The 21329-nt window shown below is 67.8% G+C and carries 16 protein-coding genes, 1 tRNA gene and 1 other RNA gene; 5 read left to right on the top strand and 13 right to left on the bottom strand.

Annotation, left to right across the window (positions count from 1 at the left end; translation table 11 throughout):
• Nucleotides 1–102 precede the first annotated feature (102 nt).
• Both AMIS_RS38710 and AMIS_RS38715 read left to right on the top strand, forming a co-directional pair.
• Nucleotides 103–2409, top strand: a complete 2307-nt coding sequence (locus AMIS_RS38710) for a calcium-binding protein (RefSeq protein ID WP_014447946.1) — start codon at nucleotides 103–105, stop codon at nucleotides 2407–2409.
• 174 nt (nucleotides 2410–2583) lie between these two features.
• Nucleotides 2584–4353, top strand: a complete 1770-nt coding sequence (locus AMIS_RS38715; RefSeq protein WP_014447947.1) for a calcium-binding protein — start codon at nucleotides 2584–2586, stop codon at nucleotides 4351–4353.
• Nucleotides 4354–4455: 102 nt separating this feature from the next.
• Here the strand turns inward: AMIS_RS38715 and AMIS_RS38720 are convergent, their stop codons facing one another.
• From AMIS_RS38720 to ffs, 9 genes are all read right to left on the bottom strand, one after another.
• Nucleotides 4456–5493: an ABC transporter ATP-binding protein gene (locus AMIS_RS38720; RefSeq protein WP_014447948.1), complete on the bottom strand. Its 1038-nt coding sequence runs from the start codon at nucleotides 5491–5493 to the stop codon at nucleotides 4456–4458.
• An 18-nt stretch (nucleotides 5494–5511) separates the two neighbouring features.
• On the bottom strand, nucleotides 5512–6552 hold the full coding sequence (locus AMIS_RS38725; protein WP_014447949.1) for an ABC transporter ATP-binding protein: 1041 nt from the start codon (nucleotides 6550–6552) through the stop codon (nucleotides 5512–5514).
• Nucleotides 6553–6563: 11 nt separating this feature from the next.
• On the bottom strand, nucleotides 6564–7565 hold the full coding sequence (locus tag AMIS_RS38730) for an ABC transporter permease (RefSeq protein WP_014447950.1): 1002 nt from the start codon (nucleotides 7563–7565) through the stop codon (nucleotides 6564–6566).
• A gap of 118 nt (nucleotides 7566–7683) precedes the next feature.
• On the bottom strand, nucleotides 7684–9468 hold the full coding sequence (locus tag AMIS_RS38735) for an ABC transporter substrate-binding protein (protein WP_041830338.1): 1785 nt from the start codon (nucleotides 9466–9468) through the stop codon (nucleotides 7684–7686).
• Nucleotides 9469–9542: 74 nt separating this feature from the next.
• Nucleotides 9543–10550, bottom strand: a complete 1008-nt coding sequence (locus AMIS_RS38740) for an ABC transporter permease (protein ID WP_014447952.1) — start codon at nucleotides 10548–10550, stop codon at nucleotides 9543–9545.
• 404 nt (nucleotides 10551–10954) lie between these two features.
• Nucleotides 10955–11548 carry a recombination mediator RecR gene (gene recR / locus AMIS_RS38745; RefSeq protein WP_014447953.1) on the bottom strand — a complete coding sequence of 198 codons (594 nt, stop codon included), beginning with the start codon at nucleotides 11546–11548 and terminating at the stop codon, nucleotides 10955–10957.
• A 3-nt stretch (nucleotides 11549–11551) separates the two neighbouring features.
• The gene (locus AMIS_RS38750) at nucleotides 11552–11875 is read right to left on the bottom strand and encodes a YbaB/EbfC family nucleoid-associated protein (protein ID WP_014447954.1); all 324 of its coding nucleotides are present in this window, start codon (nucleotides 11873–11875) and stop codon (nucleotides 11552–11554) included.
• 142 nt (nucleotides 11876–12017) lie between these two features.
• Nucleotides 12018–15158 (bottom strand): DNA polymerase III subunit gamma and tau, encoded by a 3141-nt coding sequence (locus tag AMIS_RS38755; protein WP_014447955.1) that lies wholly within the window; start codon nucleotides 15156–15158, stop codon nucleotides 12018–12020.
• 74 nt (nucleotides 15159–15232) lie between these two features.
• Nucleotides 15233–15329, bottom strand: an RNA gene (ffs, locus tag AMIS_RS41375) — signal recognition particle sRNA small type.
• An 83-nt stretch (nucleotides 15330–15412) separates the two neighbouring features.
• Here ffs and AMIS_RS38760 point away from each other — a divergent pair.
• From AMIS_RS38760 to AMIS_RS38770, 3 genes are all read left to right on the top strand, one after another.
• Nucleotides 15413–15500 (top strand) — tRNA-Ser (locus tag AMIS_RS38760).
• A 400-nt stretch (nucleotides 15501–15900) separates the two neighbouring features.
• A complete protein-coding gene (locus tag AMIS_RS43230) occupies nucleotides 15901–16764 on the top strand; it encodes a hypothetical protein (RefSeq protein WP_157435209.1) in 864 nt (287 codons plus the stop codon).
• 335 nt (nucleotides 16765–17099) lie between these two features.
• On the top strand, nucleotides 17100–17399 hold the full coding sequence (locus AMIS_RS38770; protein WP_014447957.1) for a hypothetical protein: 300 nt from the start codon (nucleotides 17100–17102) through the stop codon (nucleotides 17397–17399).
• A 294-nt stretch (nucleotides 17400–17693) separates the two neighbouring features.
• On the opposite strand, the gene AMIS_RS38775 is transcribed toward AMIS_RS38770, so the two are convergent.
• The 4 genes from AMIS_RS38775 to AMIS_RS38790 form a co-directional block, all read right to left on the bottom strand.
• Nucleotides 17694–19016: a hypothetical protein gene (locus AMIS_RS38775; protein ID WP_157435210.1), complete on the bottom strand. Its 1323-nt coding sequence runs from the start codon at nucleotides 19014–19016 to the stop codon at nucleotides 17694–17696.
• Nucleotides 18916–20145 carry a hypothetical protein gene (locus AMIS_RS38780; protein WP_041830341.1) on the bottom strand — a complete coding sequence of 410 codons (1230 nt, stop codon included), beginning with the start codon at nucleotides 20143–20145 and terminating at the stop codon, nucleotides 18916–18918. The genes AMIS_RS38775 and AMIS_RS38780 overlap by 101 nt, the downstream gene beginning before the upstream one ends.
• A 156-nt stretch (nucleotides 20146–20301) precedes the next feature.
• Nucleotides 20302–20643, bottom strand: coding sequence for an STAS domain-containing protein (locus tag AMIS_RS38785; protein ID WP_014447960.1), 342 nt, complete (start codon nucleotides 20641–20643; stop codon nucleotides 20302–20304).
• A gap of 194 nt (nucleotides 20644–20837) precedes the next feature.
• On the bottom strand, nucleotides 20838–21047 hold the full coding sequence (locus tag AMIS_RS38790) for a hypothetical protein (protein WP_014447961.1): 210 nt from the start codon (nucleotides 21045–21047) through the stop codon (nucleotides 20838–20840).
• Between the last annotated feature and the right edge of the window lie 282 nt (nucleotides 21048–21329).

Consider the following 21329-nt stretch of genomic DNA (forward strand, 5'->3'; position numbering starts at 1 on the left):
CTGAACGGCCACGCCGGCGCCCTGCTGATCAGCGTCCTTACCGGACCACGCAACGGATCCGTTCCGCCCTATACTCCCCGCATTCACGGGGAGGTAGGTCTCATGTCACGTTCGCAGTGGCTGACGCGCATCGGCGTCGCTCTTTTCACCACGATCGCTGTCGGTGCCGTTGGTACACCGGCATTCGCGGCCAGTACCGGCACCGCATCGGTCTCCGGCAAATCGACTGTCGTCTTCAAGGCAGGCTCCGGCAGAACCAACTCCGTCAAGATCACTCGTTCGCTACGGACGATCACCATCGACGACAAGGTCGCGGTCAAAGCCGGCAAGGGCTGCAAGCCGGTCAAGGGCGACAAGACGAAGGTCCGCTGCACCCCGTACATGACTCCCACCCTCGTCCGGGCCTATCTGGGTGACCGGAACGACGTGCTGGTCAGCACCGCCGGCACCCCACTGAAGGCCTATGGCGGCAGCGGCGACGACAAGATCACCGGAAGCTCCGGCGCGGACCGGCTCGTCGGCGACTCGGGCAATGACCAGATCTGGGGTGCCGCCGGCAACGACAGCCTCGACGGCGGCACCGGCAACGACCGCGTCAAGGGCGGCACCGGCAACGACAAGCTCTACGGCAGCGCCGGCAACGACACCGTCAACGGCGAGTCCGGCAACGACTCGCTCGATGGCGGGTCCGGCAACGACAGCATCGCCGGGTCCACCGGAAACGACAACGAGCTCGGCGGTACCGGCAACGACACCTTCGTCCAGGGCGGCAACGGCCGGGCGGACAGAGACGTGATCAGAGGCCAGGCGGGCCGCGACACGGTCAGCTACGCCACCCGTACCGGAACCGTCTGGATCTCCACCGACACGACGAAGGCCGACGACGGGGAGGCGGGTGAGCGCGACACCGTCCATCCCGACATCGAGGTCCTCGTCGGTGGCCGGGGCGCCGACTTCCTGAGGGGCGGCGGCAACGCGACCGCGTTCTACGGCGGCGACGGCAACGACCACCTGGTCGCGTCTGCCCACCACTCCCTGCTCGACGGCGGCAACGGCCGCGACCGGGTGTTCGGCGGCCAGGGCAACGACACGCTCCGCGGCGGCAATGACAACGACGAACTGATCGGCTGGTCCGGCAACGACCTGCTCGACGGCGGCAACGGCGACGACTACCTCGCCGGTGACGACCCTGATCTGGAGTCGAGCAGCGCCCGGGGCAACGATGTGCTTCGCGGCGGCCCGGGCAGCGACCGGGTCGACTACAACGGCAACAGCAAGCCGGTCACCGTCGACCTCGACGGAGCCACAGGTGATGACGGACAGGCGGGCGAGCACGACACGGTCGGTTCGGACGTCGAGCGCCTCATCGGATCTCCGCAAAGTGACGTGTTGACCGGCAACAGCGCCGCCAACCACATCGTCGGCGGCTTCGGCGACGACGTCATCCGGGGCGGCGGCGGCAACGACACGCTCTCCGGTGAGGACGGCGCCGACCGGGTCTTCGGCGAGACCGGGGACGACACGCTGCAGGGCGGCAACGGCAACGACGTACTGACCGGCGACAGCGGCAACGACAAGGAGTACGGCGACGCAGGCGACGACACGTTCCGGCAGCCGCAGGCCTCCGGTGCGGACGCCGACACGTTCGCCGGAGGCACCGGCACGGACTTCGTCGACTACTCGTACCGGACCACGAGCTCGGTGACGCTCAGCCTGAACGGCGTCAAGGGCGACGACGGCGGCGACTCGGAGGGCGACACCCTGCCCGCGGACGTCGAGGTCCTGGCCGGCTCCGCGCTGGGCGGCGACACGATTCGCGGCAGCTCCGGCAACGACACCCTCCACGGCTGCGGATTCGGGGACAAGATCTACGGCGAGGGTGGCGACGATGTCATCCATGGCGAGGGTGTCTGCTCCGCCACCGCCGAGCGGGACAGCATCGAGCCTCAGGGCAGTTACCTGGTCGGCGGCGCCGGCGATGACAAGATCACCGGTACGAAGTACTCCGACAGGTTCTTCGGCGACTACGACACCCCCTCGGACACGCCGCGTCCGGCCGGCGTCGACACGCTGATCGGCACGAGCGGCAGCAACGGCAGCGACTACGACGACGACGCCGCCGACTACCGGTACGCCAGCGGTCCGGTCATCACCGGCAACGTCCCGACCGGCAAGACCGGTGAGCGGGACAAGCTGTCCGGCATCTCGATCGTCTTCGGCTCCGAGTTCGACGACGTCCTCGCCTTGGACGCCGACTACCACTGGGTCTACGACCCGACGCTGTACGGGCTCGGCGGAGACGACGAGCTCTACGGCGGAACGGCGACCTGGCTCAACGGCGGCGACGGCACCGACCTGTGCCGTCTGAGCGAGACGTCCACAGGCGAGAAGCGGAACTGCGAGCTGTGATCATTCGGTACGGCCGGGTGGGTGCGTGTCACCCCACCCGACCGTCACCGCATGGTCCGCTGCCAGCGCCTGGCGGTCCGTCTGCTTGATTGTCCAGAACGTTGATCATTCAGGGCAGCGCAACGCATCCGTTTCGTTCTATCCTCCTCGTGGCAACCAAACGGGGAGGCTCCTTTGTCACGTTCCCAGTGGCTCACTCATGTCGGCGTCGCGCTGCTCACCACCGTCGCCATCGGTGCCACCGGCTCACCCGCCTTCGCTGCCGGCACCGGCACCGTCTCGGTCTCCGGCACGTCCCAGATCGTTTTCAAGGCCGGCTCCGGCAAGGTCAACACGCTGCGGATCAGCCGATCGGGCCGGACCGTCACCGTCAACGACGGGGTCACGCTCAAAGCCGGCAAGGGCTGCAAACAGGTCAAGAACGATCGGACGCAGGTCCGCTGCACCACCAAGAAGACCCCGGCCTTGATCACCGCGTACCTCGGTGACAAGAACGACAGCCTGACCGGCAATCTCGGCACCCCGCTCAAGGTCTACGGCGGCAGCGGCAACGACCGGTTGACCGGCGGCAGCGGCAACGACCGGATCGTCGGTGAGTCCGGCAACGACCGGGTGTACGGCGCGGCCGGCAACGACAGCCTCGACGGAGGTACCGGCAACGACCGGATCGTCGGAAACCAGGGCCATGACAAGGTGTGGGGCGGCGCCGGCGACGACAGCATCCTCGGCCACGACGGCGACGACACCCTCTACGGTGACGCCGGCAACGACGTCATCGAGGGCAGCTGGGGCACTGACAAGGTCTGGGGTGGCAGCGGCAACGACCGGCTCGGTGGCGGCGACGGCAACGACCGGCTCGACGGCGGCGCCGGCGCCGACGCGCTCACCGGCGCCAACGGCCATGACAGCCTCTACGGCAGCAGCGGCAACGACAGCATCGACGGTGGTACGGGCAACGACACGCTGCACGGCGGCGACGGCGACGACGCTTTGAAAGGCGGCACCGACCGGGACAAGGAGTACGGTGGCGCCGGCAACGACCGGTTCCTGCAGTCCAGCCTCAGCAGTGGCGACGACGACCTCTTCGTCGGCAACGCCGGCAACGACGAGGTCAGCTACGTGAGCCGGACGAATCCCGTCTACCTCAGCAACAACGGAGTGAGCCGCGACGACGGCGCCCGCCGGAACCTGAACGACAAGTGGGTGCAGGTCGAGTTCGACACCATCTCCACCGATGTGGAGAGTCTGGTCGGTGGCGCCGGCCACGACCGGATCTTCGGCGGCCGGCACGCCGACATCCTGACCGGCGGCCGGGGCAGCGACCTCCTCGACGGCGGCGACGGCAACGACGTGCTTTACGGCGGCGGGCGGACGGGTGTCCCGGATGAAGGTAACGAACTGTTCAACAACACGCTGATCGGCGGCGCCGGGGACGACAGGCTCTTCGGTGGCGCCGCGAACGACGTGCTCATCGGCGACTACAACACCCCGTCGGACATTCCCCGGCCGGTGGGGACCGACCGGCTCGACGGCGGCAGCGGCGACAACACCGTCTCCTACCAGTACGCCGGCAGCCGGGTCGCCGTCCTCGCGCTGCAGCGCGGGTCGTCGAGCGAAAACGGAGAGAAGGACGAGAACGACTACATCCGCAACGCCGGCGGGATCATCGGCTCCGGCTACGACGACGAGCTGACCGGTGGCGGCGGATACCACACCGATTTCCGCGGTGGCGCGGGGAACGACGTCATGCGGGCCCTCACCGCAGGAAGCCAGCTGATGGGCGGCACTGGCGAGGACCGGATCTACGGTGGTCCGGCCACCTCGTCCTGGGGTGACAGCCTCTACGTCGACGACCACGTGAAGGACGAGTTGATCGGCGGCACCCACTGCAACGTCTTCCCGCTCGACGAGGCCTCCGGCTGCGAGCTGGTACACCAGAACTGATCGGCGCACCCGTCCGCGGCACCGCTGGACCAGGCAGAAAGTGCGGTTCTACAGTCAGCCGCGGGTCCCCCGAAACAGGGAACCCGCGGCTGAGGTGAACTGTCAGGCCGGCGTCGCGGCCGAGCGGCGACCCGCCACGGTCTCGTCCGAGACGACCGGGAAGTGGCACGCGGTGAGGTGCGACTCCGGGTCGTCGAGACGCGTGACCAGCGGCGGCTCCTCGGTCGCGCAGATGTCCTGAGCCTTCCAGCAGCGGGTGCGGAACCGGCAGCCGGACGGCGGGTTGATCGGGCTCGGCACATCGCCGGTGAGCAGCACGCGCTCGCGCTGCGCGCGATCACGCCGGACCGGGTCCGGCACCGGGACCGCCGACATCAGGGCCACCGTGTACGGGTGACGCGGGTTCTTGTAGAGCTCGTCCCGCTCCGCGATCTCCACGACCTTGCCGAGGTACATCACGGCGACCCGGTCGGAGATGTGCCGCACCACCGAGAGGTCGTGCGCGATGAACACGTAGGTCAGGTCGAACTCGTTCTGCAGGTCTTCCAGCAGGTTGACGACCTGGGCCTGGATCGACACGTCGAGCGCCGACACCGGCTCGTCCGCCACGATCAGCTTCGGCTTGAGCGCGAGCGCCCGGGCGATGCCGATGCGCTGGCGCTGACCGCCGGAGAACTCGTGCGGGTACCGGTTGTAGTGCTCCGGGTTGAGGCCGACGAGTTCCAGCAGCTCCTGGACGGCCGTCTTGAGGCCGTTCGGAGTCGGGATGTTCTGGATCTGCAGCGGCGCCGAGATGATCGAGCCGACCGTGTGCCGCGGGTTCAGCGACGAGTACGGGTCCTGGAAGATCATCTGCACGTCCCGGCGGAGCGGGCGCATCTGCGTGACCGACTTGTGGGTGATGTCCTCACCCTCGAAGACGATCTTGCCGTCGGTCGGCTCCAGGATCCGGGTGAAGAGCCGGCCCAGCGTCGACTTGCCGCAGCCGGACTCGCCGACCAGACCCAGCGTCTCGCCGGCGCGGACGTTCAGGTCGATGCCGTCGACCGCACGCACCGCCCCGATCTGGCGCTTGAACAGCCCCTTCGTGATCGGGAAGTGCTTCTGCACCCCGGTCGCCTCGAGCAGGTTCTCGCTCATCGTTCTATTACTCCCCGCTCAGAGGTTCGGAAGCACTTCTTCCTGGAAGATCTTCGTGCGCAGGTCGGGCGGCAGGTGGCAGGCCACCCCGTGAGTCCCGCCGCTCAGGATCGGCACCTCTTTGAAGGAACGATCGCCGTTGCGACCCGCGTAGGGGCAGCGCGGGTGGAAGGCGCAGCCGTCCGGCAGATTGATCAGGCTGGGCGGCGATCCCTTGACCGGGTTGAGCCGGTCGCGCACCTCACGGTCGAGGCGGGGCATGCTTCCCAGAAGACCCCAGGTGTACGGGTGTTGCGGGCGCTGGAAGAGATCGACGGCCGGACCACGCTCGATGACCTTGCCGCCGTACATGACGAGCACCTCGTCGGCGAGCTCGGCCACCACGCCGAGGTCATGCGTAATCATGATGACCGCGGAGCCGAACTCCTCCTGCAGGTCCCGGATCAGGTCCAGGATCTGCGCCTGCACGGTCACGTCGAGAGCCGTGGTCGGCTCATCGGCGATCAGCAGCTTCGGGTCGTTGACGAGCGCCATCGCGATCATCGCGCGCTGGCGCATACCGCCGGAGAACTGGTGCGCGTAGTCGTGGAAGCGCCGCTCCGGCTGCGGGATGCCGACCCGGGCCAGCATGTCGATGGCGCGCTCGCGGGCGGCCTTCTTGTTCACGCCGGGGTGATGCACCCGGTACGCCTCGACGATCTGCGACCCGACCGTGAAGTACGGGTGCATCGCGCTCAGCGGGTCCTGGAAGATCATCGCCATCTTGCCGCCGCGCAGCCCGCGGACCTCTTCGTCAGTGGCGGTGACCAGCTCCTTGTCGTCGAGCCAGATCTCCCCGGTCACCTTCGCGTTGCTGCGGGTGCGGTGCAGGCCCAGGACGGCGAGCGAGGTCACGCTCTTGCCGGAGCCGGACTCGCCCACGATGCCGAGCGTCTGGCCGGCCTTGAGCGAGAAGGTCGACCCGGAGACGGCCTGCACGATGCCGTCGTCCGTCTCGAAGCGAACCGTGAGGTCCTTGACCTCGAGGAACGGGCGGTCAGTAGCCGAACTGGCGGACATGTACCTCTCCCTCAGCTCAGCCGCACGCGCGGGTCGATGACGCCGTAGACCAGGTCCACGATCAGGTTGGCGAAGACGATGAAGAACGCGGCGATCATGGTGACGCCGAGGATGACCGGCAGGTCGTTGGCCCGGATCGCCGTGAGCGCCTGGTAACCGAGGCCACGCAGGTTGAAGACGGCCTCGGTGAGGACCGCGCCGCCGAGCAGCGCGCCGAGGTCGAGGCCGAAGACCGTGACGATCGGGGTGAGGCCGGATCGCAGGCCGTGCTTGCCGATGACAGTCCGCTCGCGCAGGCCCTTGGCCCGGGCGGTGCGGATGTAGTCCTCGCCCAGGGTCTCCAGCATGTTCGCCCGGGTGAGACGGGCGTAGGTGGCGGAGAAGAGGAAGGCCAGCGTGATCCAGGGGAGCAGCAGGCTCACGAACCAGTCGGCGGGGCTCTCCAGGAACGGCACGTAGTTACTTGGGGGTAACCATTCCAGCCAGTAGATGAAGACCGCCGAAGCGAGCAGGCCGGTGAAGTAGATGGGCAGCGAGACGCCGGCCAGCGCGCCCGTCATCACCGCCCGGTCCAGCAGGCTACCTCTTCGCAGCGCCGAGATGACGCCGGTGGAGATACCCATGATCAGCCACAGGATCGCCGCGCCGATGGCCAGCGACAGCGTCACCGGCAGCTCGTCGAGCAGCAGCGGCGTGACTTCCTGGTCAGTCTTGAACGAGTAACCGAGGCAGGGGGCAGGGCAGTGCGTGACGTCCGGCCCGTTGGCGTAGTCCCGGCCGACCACGAGGCCCTTCAGGAACTTGCCGTACTGCACCAGGATCGGGTCGGCGAGACCCATCTTCGTGCGGATGCCCTCGATCGACGCCGCATCGGCGGTCTTGCCGATGTAGAGCAACGCGGGGTCATTGCCAGTGATCTTGGGGACCCCGAAGAAGATCCCGAAGGTCACGAGCGTGACCACCAGAAGCGTAATGACGGCGTTGATCAACCGCCGGATGATGTAAGCCAGCACGTCGTTCGGCCGAAGGACGGGCGGGTACCGGTCTTGCGAACCGATACCCGCCCGCCGCGGGCGGCCTTCACCAACCCTTCGAATTACCCGTTGCCGCTAGAGGGCTGTTTGCCGAGGCTTACTTGCCGTCGCTGACGCCGACGGCCTGGAAGTCGACCATGCCGAACGCGTCGTGGATGTAGACGTTCGTCAGCCGCGGGTTGCGGTAGTTGAGCGCCTTGTCGACCACGAACGGCAGGTAGTACGCGCCTTCCATGATCTTGTGGTTGATCTGGCTGTAGATCTCCGCGGCCTTGGTCGCGTCGGTCTCGCCGGCAGCGTCGTCGAACAGCTTGTCGATCGCCGGGTCCTTGATCTCAGCAAGGTTGTAGTTGCCGTTGTCCGGGATGAAGCGGCTGTCCGCCAGCGGCTGCATGTAACCGGAACCGGTCGGGTAGTCGGCACCCCAACCGCCGATGATGATGCCGTAGCCCTTGCGCTTCACGTTGTCGGGCGCGCCGGTGATGGACGGCTGCTGGGCACCGTCGTACTGCTCGATCTTGGCGTTGATGCCGACGACCTTCAGAGCGGCCTGGAGGGCCTCGGAGGTCTTGACCTCGGCCTCACGGTTGTTGCGAACCGCGATGATCGTGTCGAAACCGTTCGGCTTGCCACAGGCGGCGAGGGCCTTCTTGGCCTCGTCGACCTGGGCCTTGCCCTGGAGGCGGTTGAACGGGTCGTACTTGGCGTCCGAGCCGGCGATGTTCGGCGGAAGCATGCTGGTGCCGATGTCGCCACCCGCGATCGGGCCGCCACGAGCCGTCTGGAGCGTGGTCGGGTCGGCGGCGTAGATCACGGCCTTGCGGCACTCGATGTTGTCGAGCGGCGCGACCGAGGTCGCCAGACCCGCGTACCGGAGGAAGCCGGTGGTCGGGGTGTCGGCGTTCGCCTTCATGTTCGGGTCGGTGAGGACCTTGGTCCGGGCCGACGCCTGCACACCGGTCTGGCCGACGTCGAGGTCCGCGGTGCCGGCCAGCAGGCGGGCGTCCAGGTCCTCGGCGTTGGTAGTGATGGTCAGGTTGATCGCATCCGGCAGAGCCTTGCGGATCGGGTCGGTGGCCTGGTCCCAGTTCGGGTTACGGACCCAGCTCACGGACTTGCCGGGCTGGATGCCACCCTCCTTGAACATGTACGGGCCGGAGGCGGCGGGCGCCGAGCCGTACTGCGCGCCGGTGTCCCGCTTCTGCGGCACCGGGCCGGAGCCGGGCATCGCGAGCAGGTAGATGAAGTCCGAGGAGGGCTTCTGCAGCTTGAAGGTGATCGTCGAGTCGTCCGGCGTGGTGACCGACTTCAGACCCAGCTTGTTCGGGTCGGTGTCCTTGTACGGTCCGGGGTAGTTCTGACCCTGGTCCAGCAGACCGGGCAGGTAGACCGGACCACCGTTGATGGCGTCCGAGGCCCAGACCCGCTCAATGCCGTACTTCACGTCCTTCGACGTGATCGGGGCACCGTCGTCCCACTTCAGGCCGCTGCGCAGCTTGAAGGTGTAGGTGAGCTTGTCGTCGCTGATGGTCGGCAGCGCCTCAGCGAGGTCGGGCTGGAGCTCCAGGCCGGCCTTGCCCGGGACGGCCGAGTACTCGACCAGCTTGCGGGTGTAGAGGCGGTTGAGGTTCCAGACGAACGCGTAGTAGCCACGCGCCGGGTCCCACGAGTCCGCGTCCTGCGAGGTCCACAGGTTCAGCGTGCCGCCCTTGGTCGTCGACGGGTTGACGACGTCGGTGATCGCGGCGTTGTACGCGGCCTTGCCGCCGGAGCTGCTGCTGCCCTTGTCGTCGCTGTCCGAGCCACCACCGCACGCGGCGGTGGTCAGCCCCAGCACGACAGCGACACCGGCTGCCGCTGCCGCCCTTGTCTTTCGAGACACCGTTTCTCCTACCTCCTCGAACAGCGGAGCCGTACGGTCCGCCAAACATGCGATGTTCTTGAACAACCCCTGTGTCAGCGGGCCTTCGGGTCGAGCGCGTCGCGCAGGCCGTCACCGAAGAGGTTGAAGGCCAGCACCGTAATGAAGATCATTCCGCCCGGGATGATCATGAACATGGGATCGATCTGGTAGAAGTTCACGGCGTCCGAGAGCATGCCGCCCCAGGAAGGCCAGGGCGGCGGGATACCAACGCCGAGGAAGCTGAGTGCGGCTTCGGTGAGGATGTTGGTCGGGATGATCAGCGTCGTGTAGACGAGGATCGGCGCCGCCAGGTTCGGCAGCAGCTCACGGAAGAGGATGCGGGGTGAGCGGGCGCCCATGGCCCGAGCCGCCTCGACGAACTCCCGCTCGCGCAGGGAGAGCGTCTGACCGCGAACGATCCGGCCGATGTAGGGCCAGCCGAAGAAGCCGATCACCATGATCAGCACGCTCACGCGCGACCAGCGGGTACCCAGTCCGAGGAACTCCTGCGGGAGCACGGAGACCAACGCGATCGAGAAGAGCAGCTGGGGGAACGCGAGAAGGAAGTCCATCACCCGGCTGATCACCGAGTCGACCCAGCCACCGAGGAAACCCGCCGCCGTGCCGAACAGCACCCCGAGGATCGTCGAGAGGAACGCCGACAGGAACGCCACCGTCAGCGACGTCTGAGCGCCGTAGACGATGCGGCTGAAGATGTCCCGCCCGGTCGTCGGCTCGACGCCGAGAAGGAAGTCCTTGGTGATGCCGCCCCAGGGGTGGATCGGCGTGCCGAGCGTCTTATCGATCTCATCCCCGTGCCACTCGTCGATCGGATAACCGAAGAGCCTGGTCAGCAATGGGGCGAGAATCGCGATGAGGATGAGGAAGAGGACGACGCAGGCGCCACCGATGGCGACCTTGTCCTTCTTCAGACGCCGCCAAGCGATCTGCTTGAGCGAACGGCCGGCGATCGCTTTCTCGCCGGGGCCTCGTACCTCAGCCGCGTCGGCTGTCGGCGGCGTCGTCTCATCGACGATCGACGCTTCTGGGCCAAGCGACATCTATTCGCCGGTCCTCTCCCAGTCGCCGCGCGACGGGAGTCCACAGCCACGGTTCGAGGACACACGGAACATCCCCCGAGCGGTGACGATGGCCCACGTAGCTAACGGCAACCGATCGGTTATCGCATGCCTCGAGTGCCGAACCCTCGCTGCGCCGACCGAGATCAGATCGACACCGCGAGAGCACTCGACGGCGGGTGTGGCCGCCATCGAGAGGAACATTCACCTAGTGAGTGCTCCGGGTCAAGTTCACGGACGGCACGCGGACGCTTCCGTGTCTCCCTCGTGATGTCCCTGTGACCTAGACGTTGAACCAAACGGAAATTACCTCGTCCACGGCCGTTAAGGAGCGAATCGGACGCAACCGGTCGCAAGGCGTTACAGCCGCGTTACGAGACGTAGACTCAGATCGCTCGACGGCCCTCGAAGGCCCGGCCGAGGGTGATCTCATCGGCGTACTCTAGATCGCCGCCGACCGGCAGACCGCTCGCCAGACGGGTCACGGCGATGCCCATCGGCTTCACCAGAAGGCCGAGATAGGTCGCGGTGGCCTCACCCTCCGTGTTCGGGTCGGTCGCCAGGATCAGCTCCTTGACCTCACCCGTCCCGAGCCGGATCAACAGCTCGCGGATCTTCAGGTTGTCCGGGCCGACGCCCTCGAGCGGATTGATCGCACCACCGAGAACGTGGTACCGCCCGCGGAACTCGCCGGTCCGCTCGATCGCGACGACGTCCTTCGGCTCCTCCACCACGCAGAGCACCTCGTTGGTGCGGCGGGTGTCCCGGCAGACCCGGCACTGATCAGACTCGGCCACGTTGAAACAGGTCGTGCAGAACCGCACCAGCTCCTTGACCTTGCGCAGAGCGCCGGCCAGCCGGTTCACGTCCGCCGGGTCGGCGGAGAGGATGTGGAACGCGATGCGCTGAGCCGACTTCGGGCCAACACCCGGAAGCCGGCCCAGCTCATCGATCAGGTCCTGGATGGCACCTTCGTACACGGATCAGAACCCCGGCAGGGAGAAGCCACCGGTCGCCGGTCCCATCTTCGACTCGGCCAGCTCGCGCTGCGCCTCAGCGGCGTTGTGGATCGCCGCCAGCAGAAGATCCTCCAGCGTCTCGACGTCGTCGGCGTCCACCGCCTTCGGGTCGATCTTGACGGCCTTGAACTCGCCGAGACCGGTGATCGTCACGGTCACCAGCCCGCCGCCGGCGGTGCCGGTCAGCTCCGCCTCAGCCAGCTCGGCCTGCGCCTGCGCGACCTGCTGCTGCATCTTCTGCGCCTGCTTCATGATCTGCTGCATGTTCGGCTGTCCACCGGGGCGCATGGCACCGCTCCTCAATCTTCGTTTCCCTAACCGCCATCGATGACCCACGGCGGCCGAAAGTTACCGCCGCCAGACTAGCTGGATCAGGCGGTCCTGCTTCGCTCCATGTAACCGGTGAGCTCCGGCCCGAACCACGCCCGGGTCAGAGCTCGCCGATCTTCTCAGCGCCGAACGCGTCCCGGAGCAGCTGCATGGCGAGCTCCTCGCCGCTCTGCCGGGCCGTCTTCTCGTCCAGCACGTCGTCAAGCGGCTCGTCACCGGGGTCGAAGCCCTCGATGGCGGCGGCGCCCGCCGCGGGCAGGCCGTCGAACTCGGGATCGTAGGGCGCCTCCTCCGTCGGCGTCCCGTCCGACCAGGCGGCCCCGCCACCGGCCCGGCCGGCCGCCGGCCCAGCGGCGGCGGCACTCGCCGCCCGAGCCGCAGCCAGGCCACCCCCGACCGCACCGCCACCGGCGCTCGCCGCGCGGGGCGCCGCCGGACCGCCGCCGGGTGCTCCCGCCCCGCCGGGGGCGCCGGCTGCCGGGCTGCCCTGCGGGCGGGCCGCTGCGGCGTTACGAGCATTCGCGGCGGCAGCGCGCGCGGCTTCCATAGCTGCGGACCGAGCAGGGACCGCCTTCGCCGCAGAAGGCGGGCTCGCCGGAGCGGCCGGGTTCACCCGAGCAGGCTGGTGCCCCGGAACGGGCGCGCTCGGTGCGGCCGGCGCGCCCCCTGCCGCCGACGGGCTCACCGGGGCAGGCGGGTTAACCGCGGGCGGCGTGGACAGGTTCGCCGGAGCGTGCGCGCTGCCCGAGGCATCCGCGTTCGCCGGAGCATGTGCGCCGCTCGAGGCATCCGGGTTCGCCGAAGCATGTGCGCTGCCCGAGGTATACGCGTTCGCCGGAGCATGTGCGCTGCCCGAAGCATCCGGGTGCGCCGGCGTGGTCACCGGAGCCGGAGCAGCAGCGACCGGCTCTGCCGCCTGGGGCGGGCTCGCCGGCGGCCGGCCGGCGGCACCGGGCTTGACCGGCTCGGGCCAGTCGTCGTCGGCCGCGATCGGCTCTGCCGCCCGCGGAGCTGCGCTACCCGGGCGGACAGGCTCCGGCCAGTCGGTGTCGCCCTCGTCGGACACCTGTTCCGAGGCCGCGGTGGCCTGAGCGGGACGGGCCGGGGTGGCGGCGGCCGGAGCGGGACGGGCCGGGGCCGCGGTGTCTGGAGCGGGACGGGCCGGGGCCGGCCATTCGTCGTCGGAGTCCGGTGACGACGGGCGCTGCGGCCGGGAGGGGCGTGACTCGGTCCGGCCGGTGTTGCGCTCCGGAGCCGTGGACGACGCCACCGCCGCGGGTTGCGCCGGCCGGCCGGGAGTCGCGGACGACGGACGGCGGTTCGGTGACTGGTCCCGGCTCCCGGGGGTGGCGGCCCGCGCCGGCGAGGCCTCGCCGACCTCGCAGCGGATCTGCCACTGCCCGCCGAGTGCCCGCCCGAACGCCTCGGTGATCACGCCCTGATAGCCGGTGACCAGCCGCTCCGCATATTTCGGGTTCGGAGCGCCGAACACCACCGTGTCACCCTCGACGGCGCGCAGGTCGATTCCGCTCTTCTGCATCACGCCGACTTTTTCGTGCGAGCGGCCGAGCTCCAGCCAGGCGGCACGGACATCCTCCAGCCGGTCGACGGGAGGTGCGGCGGGCGCGGGCTCGGCCGGCTCGTCATCCCACGGGGGCGGTTCCTCGTCGTAGCCACCGTCGGCGACCGCGTTCCAATCCGGCGCCCCCGGTGCCGCAGAAACCGGCGCCACAGAAACTGGCGCTGCAGAGACAGGCGCTGCAGAGACAGGCGCGGGCGAGACCGGTACAGCTGAGACCGGAGCCGCCGAAACCGGCGCCGCTGCCACCGGAGCCGGGGAGACCGGTGCGGCCGCACGAGAGGCCGCACCCGCAGGCCGCCCCTTCGCAGCAGCAGCCGCCGCCGCCGCGGCAGCAGCTTTCGCCGCAGCCTTGCCACCGCCGAGAGCGCCACCCCCGCCGAGCCCCGCATCACCACCGGAGCCGACATCGCCCACGCCGCCGGCGCCCTGCACCGTCGAGGAAGCCCGGGACGTCTCGTCACCGGAGTCGGCGGGAGTGGGCTCACCCCGTACCCCAAGGGGGGAAGACCCTCGCTCCAGACGCTCCAGGCGCTGCAGGAGCGCGGTCGAGGAGTCGTCGGCGCCGGGGAGCAGCATCCGGGCGGTGATCAGCTCGAGCAGCAGGCGGGGCGCGGTGGTGCCACGCATCTCGACGAGGCCGTTGTGCACGATGTCGGCGGACCGGGACAGTGTCGCCGGGCCGAGCTTGGTGACCTGACCGGCCATCGCTTCGAGCTGGTCGGCAGGGCCGTCGATCAGGCCTTTCGAAACCGCGTCGGGGACCTGCTGCAGGACGATCAGGTCGCGGAAGCGCTCCAGCAGGTCGGAGGCGAAGCGGCGCGGGTCGTGGCCGGCCTCGGCGACCCGGTCGATCGTGGCGTAGGCGGCCGCGCCGTCGGCTGCGGCGATCGCCTCGCACATCTCGTCGATCAGGGCGACGTCGGTGACACCGAGCAGGGCGACGGCCCGCGAGTAGGAGACGCCATCCGGCCCGGAGCCGGCGATCAGCTGGTCGAGGATCGACAGGGTGTCTCGCGCGCTGCCGCCACCGGCCCGCACCACCAGCGGGAACACCGCCGGGTCGACGGTGACGCCCTCGGCCTCGCAGAGCTGCTGAAGGTACGGCCGGAGGGTCGCCGGCGGAATCAGCCGGAACGGGTAGTGATGTGTCCGCGAGCGGATCGTGCCGAGAACCTTGTCCGGCTCGGTGGTCGCGAAGATGAACTTCACGAAGTCCGGCGGCTCCTCGACGAGCTTGAGCAGCGCGTTGAAGCCGGCCGACGAGACCATGTGCGCCTCGTCGATCACATAGATCTTGTAGCGGCTGCTGGCCGGCGCGAAGAACGCCTTCTCCCGGATCTCACGGGCGTCGTCGACACCACCGTGGCTGGCCGCGTCGATCTCGATGACGTCGATCGAGCCGCCGCCGTCGTTCGCCAGCGACTTGCAGGAGGCGCAGACACCGCACGGGTCGGGGGTGGGCCCCTGCTCACAGTTGAGCGAGCGGGCCAGGATGCGGGCGCTCGAGGTCTTGCCGCAGCCACGGGGGCCGGAGAAGAGGTACGCATGGTTGAGCCGCCCGCTCCGCAGCGCCTGCGACAGCGGCTCGGTGACGTGCTCCTGGCCGATCACCTCGGCGAACGTCCGCGGACGGTATTTCCGATAGAGGGCGAGCGCCACTCCTGCCACCTCCTGACGACCGCGCCATTGTCCGTCGAGGGTCTGACAAGAACCAAACAACGTGCCCCAGGGAATGAAAGGACCCCCCGTGCACCCGTCAGAGCCCGCTTATCCTTGCTGCCTTCCGGCCCTGGGGAGGTTCACGAGATACACGCCGCACGAGGGGCTGGTGTGAAGCCTACCCGCCCCCGTCACCGGTGTTGCGCCGACCCCCGTGCGTGTGTCGCCGCACAGACCTCTGTACTCTGGCGCACGGAGGATTCGCCTAGAGGCCTAGGGCGCACGCTTGGAAAGCGTGTTGGGTTAACACCCTCACGAGTTCGAATCTCGTATCCTCCGCCAGCCCTACCAGGGCGAACACTGAAGGCCGGACCCCCAGGGTTCGGCCTTCATGCTGTTCGCGCCTCAGTTGCCGTCTCGGTCGGGCCGACGGCGGCCCGCCCCGGCTCCGTCACCTACCTCCCTCTGCCGAGCTCCACCGAAGGTCGCTCAACAGCGCGCGGTTGCAGTCGCCGCTGACTGACGGGCGGTCTCGTACCGCTTCAGTTGAGCCGTGTGTGATCCCGCTCGAAGAACGTTTCAAAGGCACATGGCGGATGCTCCGGCGCCTTCGTTGCCAACTCAACGGCACCCGAGACCGGTTCCGCGAGTTCGCACTAGCTCGCCCGACGACCAGACCATCCTCGGCGTCAGCGGAAGCTCGAATATTTAACAATCATCCACAGCGCTGCCGAATTTTAACATGTGTCCCGTCTCCGACAAACGACACGTTCAGACGCGTATTGATATTCTTCGACAAATCTTGCTACTGTCGTATCGATCTTGGCGATTGGAACAAATTCACTGGGGGGATGCATTGAAGCGCACAAGGAAGGCCGTCACCAATGTGCTGATTGCGGCACTGACAGCATCGGCTATCGCGATTTTCGCCGACGCATCCGCTGCGCACGCAGGGCCGGATGACCCGGGAACGGGCGGACCGGGGAGCGGAGGTCAGCCGACAGCACCGCCATCTGCAGTGGTCCCGGAGGTCATCGGGAATGACAGTGACGGTAATCCGGTCTACTCGACGGGCGGCAATGGGATCGTTGATCCCGCGGAGGATTCGGATAGCCTTTCCGACGAACCGTTCGCCGAGGTGCCTGAAACTGAAGGAAAGCCGGACGCCACGACGCAGGGCACCGGCGAGACCTGCCCGGCGAAGACTACGGGCACGGTCAGGAACATCCCGAACAGCCTAAAGGTGGACTGGGCCGACTCGGTCATCAACCGGACGAGCGGCAAGGTGTCTTACACCGTCAAGGCCGAAACCAGCAAGAAATTCACATGGAGCGTGGGAGCTTCAGTGTCCGGCGAAGGCAAACTTTGGATCTTCGCCAAGGTATCCGCGACCATCAACGGCAACATCGCGCACGAAAAAAGCACCATCTACGGCAGCAGCATTACGGTAGAGGTGCCGGCACACAAAACGATGAAAGCCGATCGCGGGATGTGGCAGGAGAAATTCAGCTACAAGTATAAGACGACCACCAAAAATTGCTCCTGGAAGAGCGGATCGGGTACCGGCTGGGCGCCCTACCGTCAGGCCTGGCACGTCTACAGCTAAACGCTACTAGCTCTCCGCTTGAAAGATCTCTGGGCGTCCGGCCTATTGGCCGGACGCCCAGAGAATTTCGCCATCCAATCAGAAAATGAACAGGAATAGCTATGCCGAAACTTGGCTCACGCCTTGCAATTGCAGCGCTGGCAGGCGCTACCGCAATCTTTGTCATGACAGCATGCGACTCGCAGGCAGAGAAATCGGCATCTCCAACACCGTCATCGGACGGTACTGCGCTGGACACGGCTGTGCCTAGCAGCTCGACGCTGCATCCGGATGCGACGCAATCGTTGCGCCCTCCGCTTGAGACCGCAGCGGCTGACGAAGTTCTCGTACGGCCCATGAGCGGCTCCGGTTCGGCTCAGACTCCGCCCTTCCAAGTCGACGAGAAGCTGTTCACGGTCCGTATCGCGTGCATCGGCGGCGGAGAGCTCCAGTTGTTCCAGGGCGAGGAGAAGGTGGAGGTGTCTTGCGACGGATCCACCCGCCGCGTTCATGTCAATACCGACGCGAAGGAAGAGCGGGTGCCGATCACGGCGTCTGCAAAGCAAGAGTGGACCGTGTCAATCGTCGTCACTAAGGACTTCTCCACGGCGGGCGCTACTCCCACCGCGGACCCATCGGCATCGGCCCTGGGCTAGATTTCGCCGGATTGACAAGCCCTCTGGATCATAGGAGAAGCCGGACCCGTCCAGTCCGGCTCGCCGATACCGGCATTCACTGCCTGGTCCGCACCGAGCTGGGCGCCCGGCTCCACCCGATCACCGGTGTCTACGCCCGGTGCAGAAGGCCGGACCCGTCGGGTCCGGCCTTTTCGCTGCTCCGGCCGGCGGTGGCACCCGCTGCGGAAGGTCATCGCGCGGTCTCGTATCGTTCTGGTTGAAAACAGTGCAGGCGAGGGCCGGCTCCCGATCGGAGCCGGCCCTCGTCGTCTGTTACTTGATCTTCAGTGCCTTCGAGGTGGCCTTGCCGTCGTAGTGGCCGGCCCGTTTGGCGGTCACCGTCACGGTCAGCTTCTTGCCCTTCCAGGACTTCTTGAGCTTCACCTTCGACCCGGTGCCGACCACCTTGCCGTCGACCCGCCACACGTACTTGTAGGAGGTCGCCGACGGCGACCAGGCGCCCACCTTGACCTTCACCGTCTTGCCGGCCTTGACCGTGCCCGAGATCGACGGCTTCTTGGTGGCCTTCGGCACCACGCCGTAGCCGACCGTCACCGCCGCCGAGGAGCTCGCGGTGTCGGTGTGCCCGGCGGCCCGCGCGGTGACGATCACGGCGATGCGCTTCCCGCGCAGAGAGGCCGGGATCGTGTACGCGGAACCGGTCGCCCCCTTGATCGCCACCCCGTCAGCGGTCCACTGGTAGCGGACCGACGCCGGTTTGACGCTCCACGTCCCCGTGGTCGCCCGCACCCGGAGCCCGACCGCAGCCTTCCCGACGACCGACGGCTTCGCCTTGACGACGATTTTCGGCATCGGCAGCACGTTGACCAGGTTGTTCAGCTGGGCGGTCCGGCTCGCCGAGGAGTAGGAGGCGCCCACGATGTTCCACTTGCCGGGTGCCGCCTTCGCGAAGTCGGCCTCCACGGTCATCCGGTACCGGTTGGCCGACACCGATCGCACGGTGCCCGGGATCGAGGCATGGCCGGCGCGGGTCAGCCGTACCGTGTCGCCGGTGTGCAGCGACGTTCCGGCGATCTCGAAGGTCGCCTTGCGCCCGGCGGTCACGTTGATCTGCTCGGCCGGGTGGAGCGAGTAGGTGTTGCCGTCGCACAGCCCGGTGGCGCACGAGGCCTGAACCGTGAAGGGGACCGGCGCGGTGGCGTCGGCCGTCACGGCGATCACCGCGGCGCCCCTGGTCTGACCGGAGGCGAACCGGGGCGTGCAGCTGTAGCCGTCGCGGGGGTCGTACGCGTAGTCGCACGGCAGGGCGGTTCCGTCGGGGCTGAGCATCAAGGCTGCCGGCAGAACAGCCGCCGAGCTCTGCACGCTGACCCGGAACCGGTCACCCGGGCGCACCGGCAGCACCTGGCACCAGGCCCGCCGGGCCGGGGTCAGCGTCCCGGTGACCGGCCCGAATCCGTAGGCGACCGACGCTGGGCTGTCCGCACAACCCGGGGCGTCGCTCAACCCGCTGCCCAGGCTCCAGCTGTCGAACTCATAGGAGACCGGGTACGCGGCGGTCACGAAGAACACGTCCGCGCCGACCTGGCAGGACATGCACGCGACAAGCCGGTCGTCGGTGTCGAAGTACCGCACCACCGCACCCCCGCGCGTGGACCCAGGAGAGGTCGTTGCGATAGCAGTGGATCTCACCGAGCCGGAGGCTTCCGCGGGTCGCCACGCCACCGAAGTCCGTGGAGGCCCGCTTCCCGCAGTTCGTTCCGCTCGCGTCGACCCTGGCGGTCAGGTATTTCCCGCCGCCGGCCGACTGGGACCGGACCACCACGGTGTACGGCCCGGTCTCCGGCAACTGGCAGCCGGCCAGCGGCGCCGGCGACCATGACGCGGCGCCGCAGACGGGCGCGCCGTTCGGCCCGAGCACCCGCAGGCTGGCGAACGCGTCATCCGCGCCGGATCGGCTGACCGAGATGATCTCCCGCGGTGTGTGGCCGGCGGCGGTGAAACAGGCGATGAAGTCGTCGCCGGTGAACGCGACGGATGCGCCCCGCGGGTCGCCGAAGTCGCCGGCCGGCAGTTCCGGGCATCCGGTCGAGCCGGTGACCCGCTGCAGCGCGAACACGTAGCCGCCGCTGCGCCGTCCCTCCGGCATCATCGTTATCAGCCGCTCGCCGCCGCTCAGCGCGCAGCCGGAGGTGATCAGGGTCCGGCAGCCCACCGTCCCCGAGGGCTGGACCAGATCGAAATACGGCCAGGCGTTCCGCTCGTTCTCCGGCAGCGCGGCCTGGTAGGTGCCGGCGCCGCCGGCGACCTCCAGACAGTTGACCTGGCCTGCCGTATCGATGGTCTGCCGGGTCTGCGCCTCGGTGTAGCCGCGGCCTGCGGCCGGCACGCATCCGCCGCCCTGAAGCGGGACGAAGGTCGTCGCGAACGCCGTCGTGACGTCGGCGACAAGGGTGTACGTCCCGGTTGCCAGGTCGCACCAGAGCCGCGAGCAGATCGGCTCGCCGTCGCCGTCGTAGACCTGGAGATCCTGCGGGACGTTCCTCTCGTCGACCGCCTGGACCATATGCCGTCCGGCCGTCTCGACGACGAGCCGGCGGCAGTCACCGCCGCCGAGGGGACCGGCCGGCGCGGCGCCGAAGGCCCCGGGTGTCACCTCCGGGCAGGTCGCCGGATCGATCGCGGCCGGAAGACCGGCGAGGACCGCCGGAGCCGCGGGCGCCGCCGATGCGGGCAGCGGAACCCCGGAGACGGCGACCGCCAAGGCGGCGCTGATTGATATGAGCCATCGCCTCACGGCATCCCCCGCGCGTGCAGTCCACATAGCGCGGAGATCATCTCATCGACATGAACGGCTACCTATATGCATTCCATCATTCGGGAAGTGGCAGCACAGAGATAGGAACGGCCCCGTATCGACCTAGAGTTGTGCGGCCGCTATCGCGTCCTCAACCTCGGGAAAAATCGCGAAATAGCGACCGAGGCCGACGGTCTCCAGCAACTGAGCCAGGAACGGGTCGGCGCCGGCGAAGCTCAGCCACCCGCCCCGCGCCGCGATCACCTGCTTGCTGGTGATGAAGGCGCTCAATCCGACCGAATCGCAGAATTTGAGGGCGGTGAGGTCCACGACGATCCTCGGCACCGGGCGCTCCAGCAGATCGGCGAGCGCGGTGTAGAGCCGGGCCGCCGTGTCGGCATCAAGTTCGCCGCACAGCTGGAGTACCGCTACGTCGGACCGGTGCTCGATGACAATGGCGCGCATGAAATCTACGCTAGATCGACAGCTTCCCGACACATCGGACAAGACGTGCGTCTGTCTTCCCCCTCGAGAACAACACAAACGCCACCGAGAACAACACAAACGGGCCGGACCCCACAGGGTCCGACCCGTTCGAAAGGCTGAGCCGGAACAGTCAAGCAAAAGCGGCACAGCCCGGGAGGCTCCTGGCGCGCCTCTTACAACTCGCGCCACTGCCAGCGTGGACCACGCCACGCGTCGGCCAGGATCATCGCTGACGCCCGGCCGGGACACTGCTGCACCTTGGACTTCCCCTCGGGGCCGCCCAGTTGGGCCTCGACCTCCCACGTCTCACCGTCGGTCCGGATGTAGACGTCGCGACGCTGGAGACGGAGATCGCCATTCCACCAGTGATGCTGAACTCTCACGTGTCAAATCTAGGACAGACATCGAAGCATCTGCGTGGGGCAATCCGCCGAAAGTTCCTCGCCGCCCGGTCGGAACCACATTGTCTGATCCGGTGGATTTGGTCCGCGTGACTTGCGCTACTACCTACATCGCAGGGCCGTCCAAGATTCACTACAGAACGTGATTGCGTGGTTGACCTGCAGCGAAACACCCGCGTTACACAGACCAGCACTGATCATGGAGAACGCCCGAACGTACGAGCCGGCGATCACATGGACGGGGGATGCCCGTCAAGGCCACGC

It is taken from the genome of Actinoplanes missouriensis 431 (assembly GCF_000284295.1).
GTDB lineage: Bacteria > Actinomycetota > Actinomycetes > Mycobacteriales > Micromonosporaceae > Actinoplanes > Actinoplanes missouriensis.

Coding starts and splice junctions, on each gene's coding strand:
- AMIS_RS38710 (WP_014447946.1), top strand. CDS start 103: ATGTCACGTTCGCAGTGGCTGACGCGCATCGGCGTCGCTCTTTTCACC.
- AMIS_RS38720 (WP_014447948.1), bottom strand. CDS start 5,493: ATGAGCGAGAACCTGCTCGAGGCGACCGGGGTGCAGAAGCACTTCCCG.
- AMIS_RS38725 (WP_014447949.1), bottom strand. CDS start 6,552: ATGTCCGCCAGTTCGGCTACTGACCGCCCGTTCCTCGAGGTCAAGGAC.
- AMIS_RS38740 (WP_014447952.1), bottom strand. CDS start 10,550: ATGTCGCTTGGCCCAGAAGCGTCGATCGTCGATGAGACGACGCCGCCG.
- AMIS_RS38750 (WP_014447954.1), bottom strand. CDS start 11,875: ATGCGCCCCGGTGGACAGCCGAACATGCAGCAGATCATGAAGCAGGCG.
- AMIS_RS43230 (WP_157435209.1), top strand. CDS start 15,901: ATGTGTCCCGTCTCCGACAAACGACACGTTCAGACGCGTATTGATATT.
- AMIS_RS38770 (WP_014447957.1), top strand. CDS start 17,100: ATGAGCGGCTCCGGTTCGGCTCAGACTCCGCCCTTCCAAGTCGACGAG.
- AMIS_RS38785 (WP_014447960.1), bottom strand. CDS start 20,643: ATGCGCGCCATTGTCATCGAGCACCGGTCCGACGTAGCGGTACTCCAG.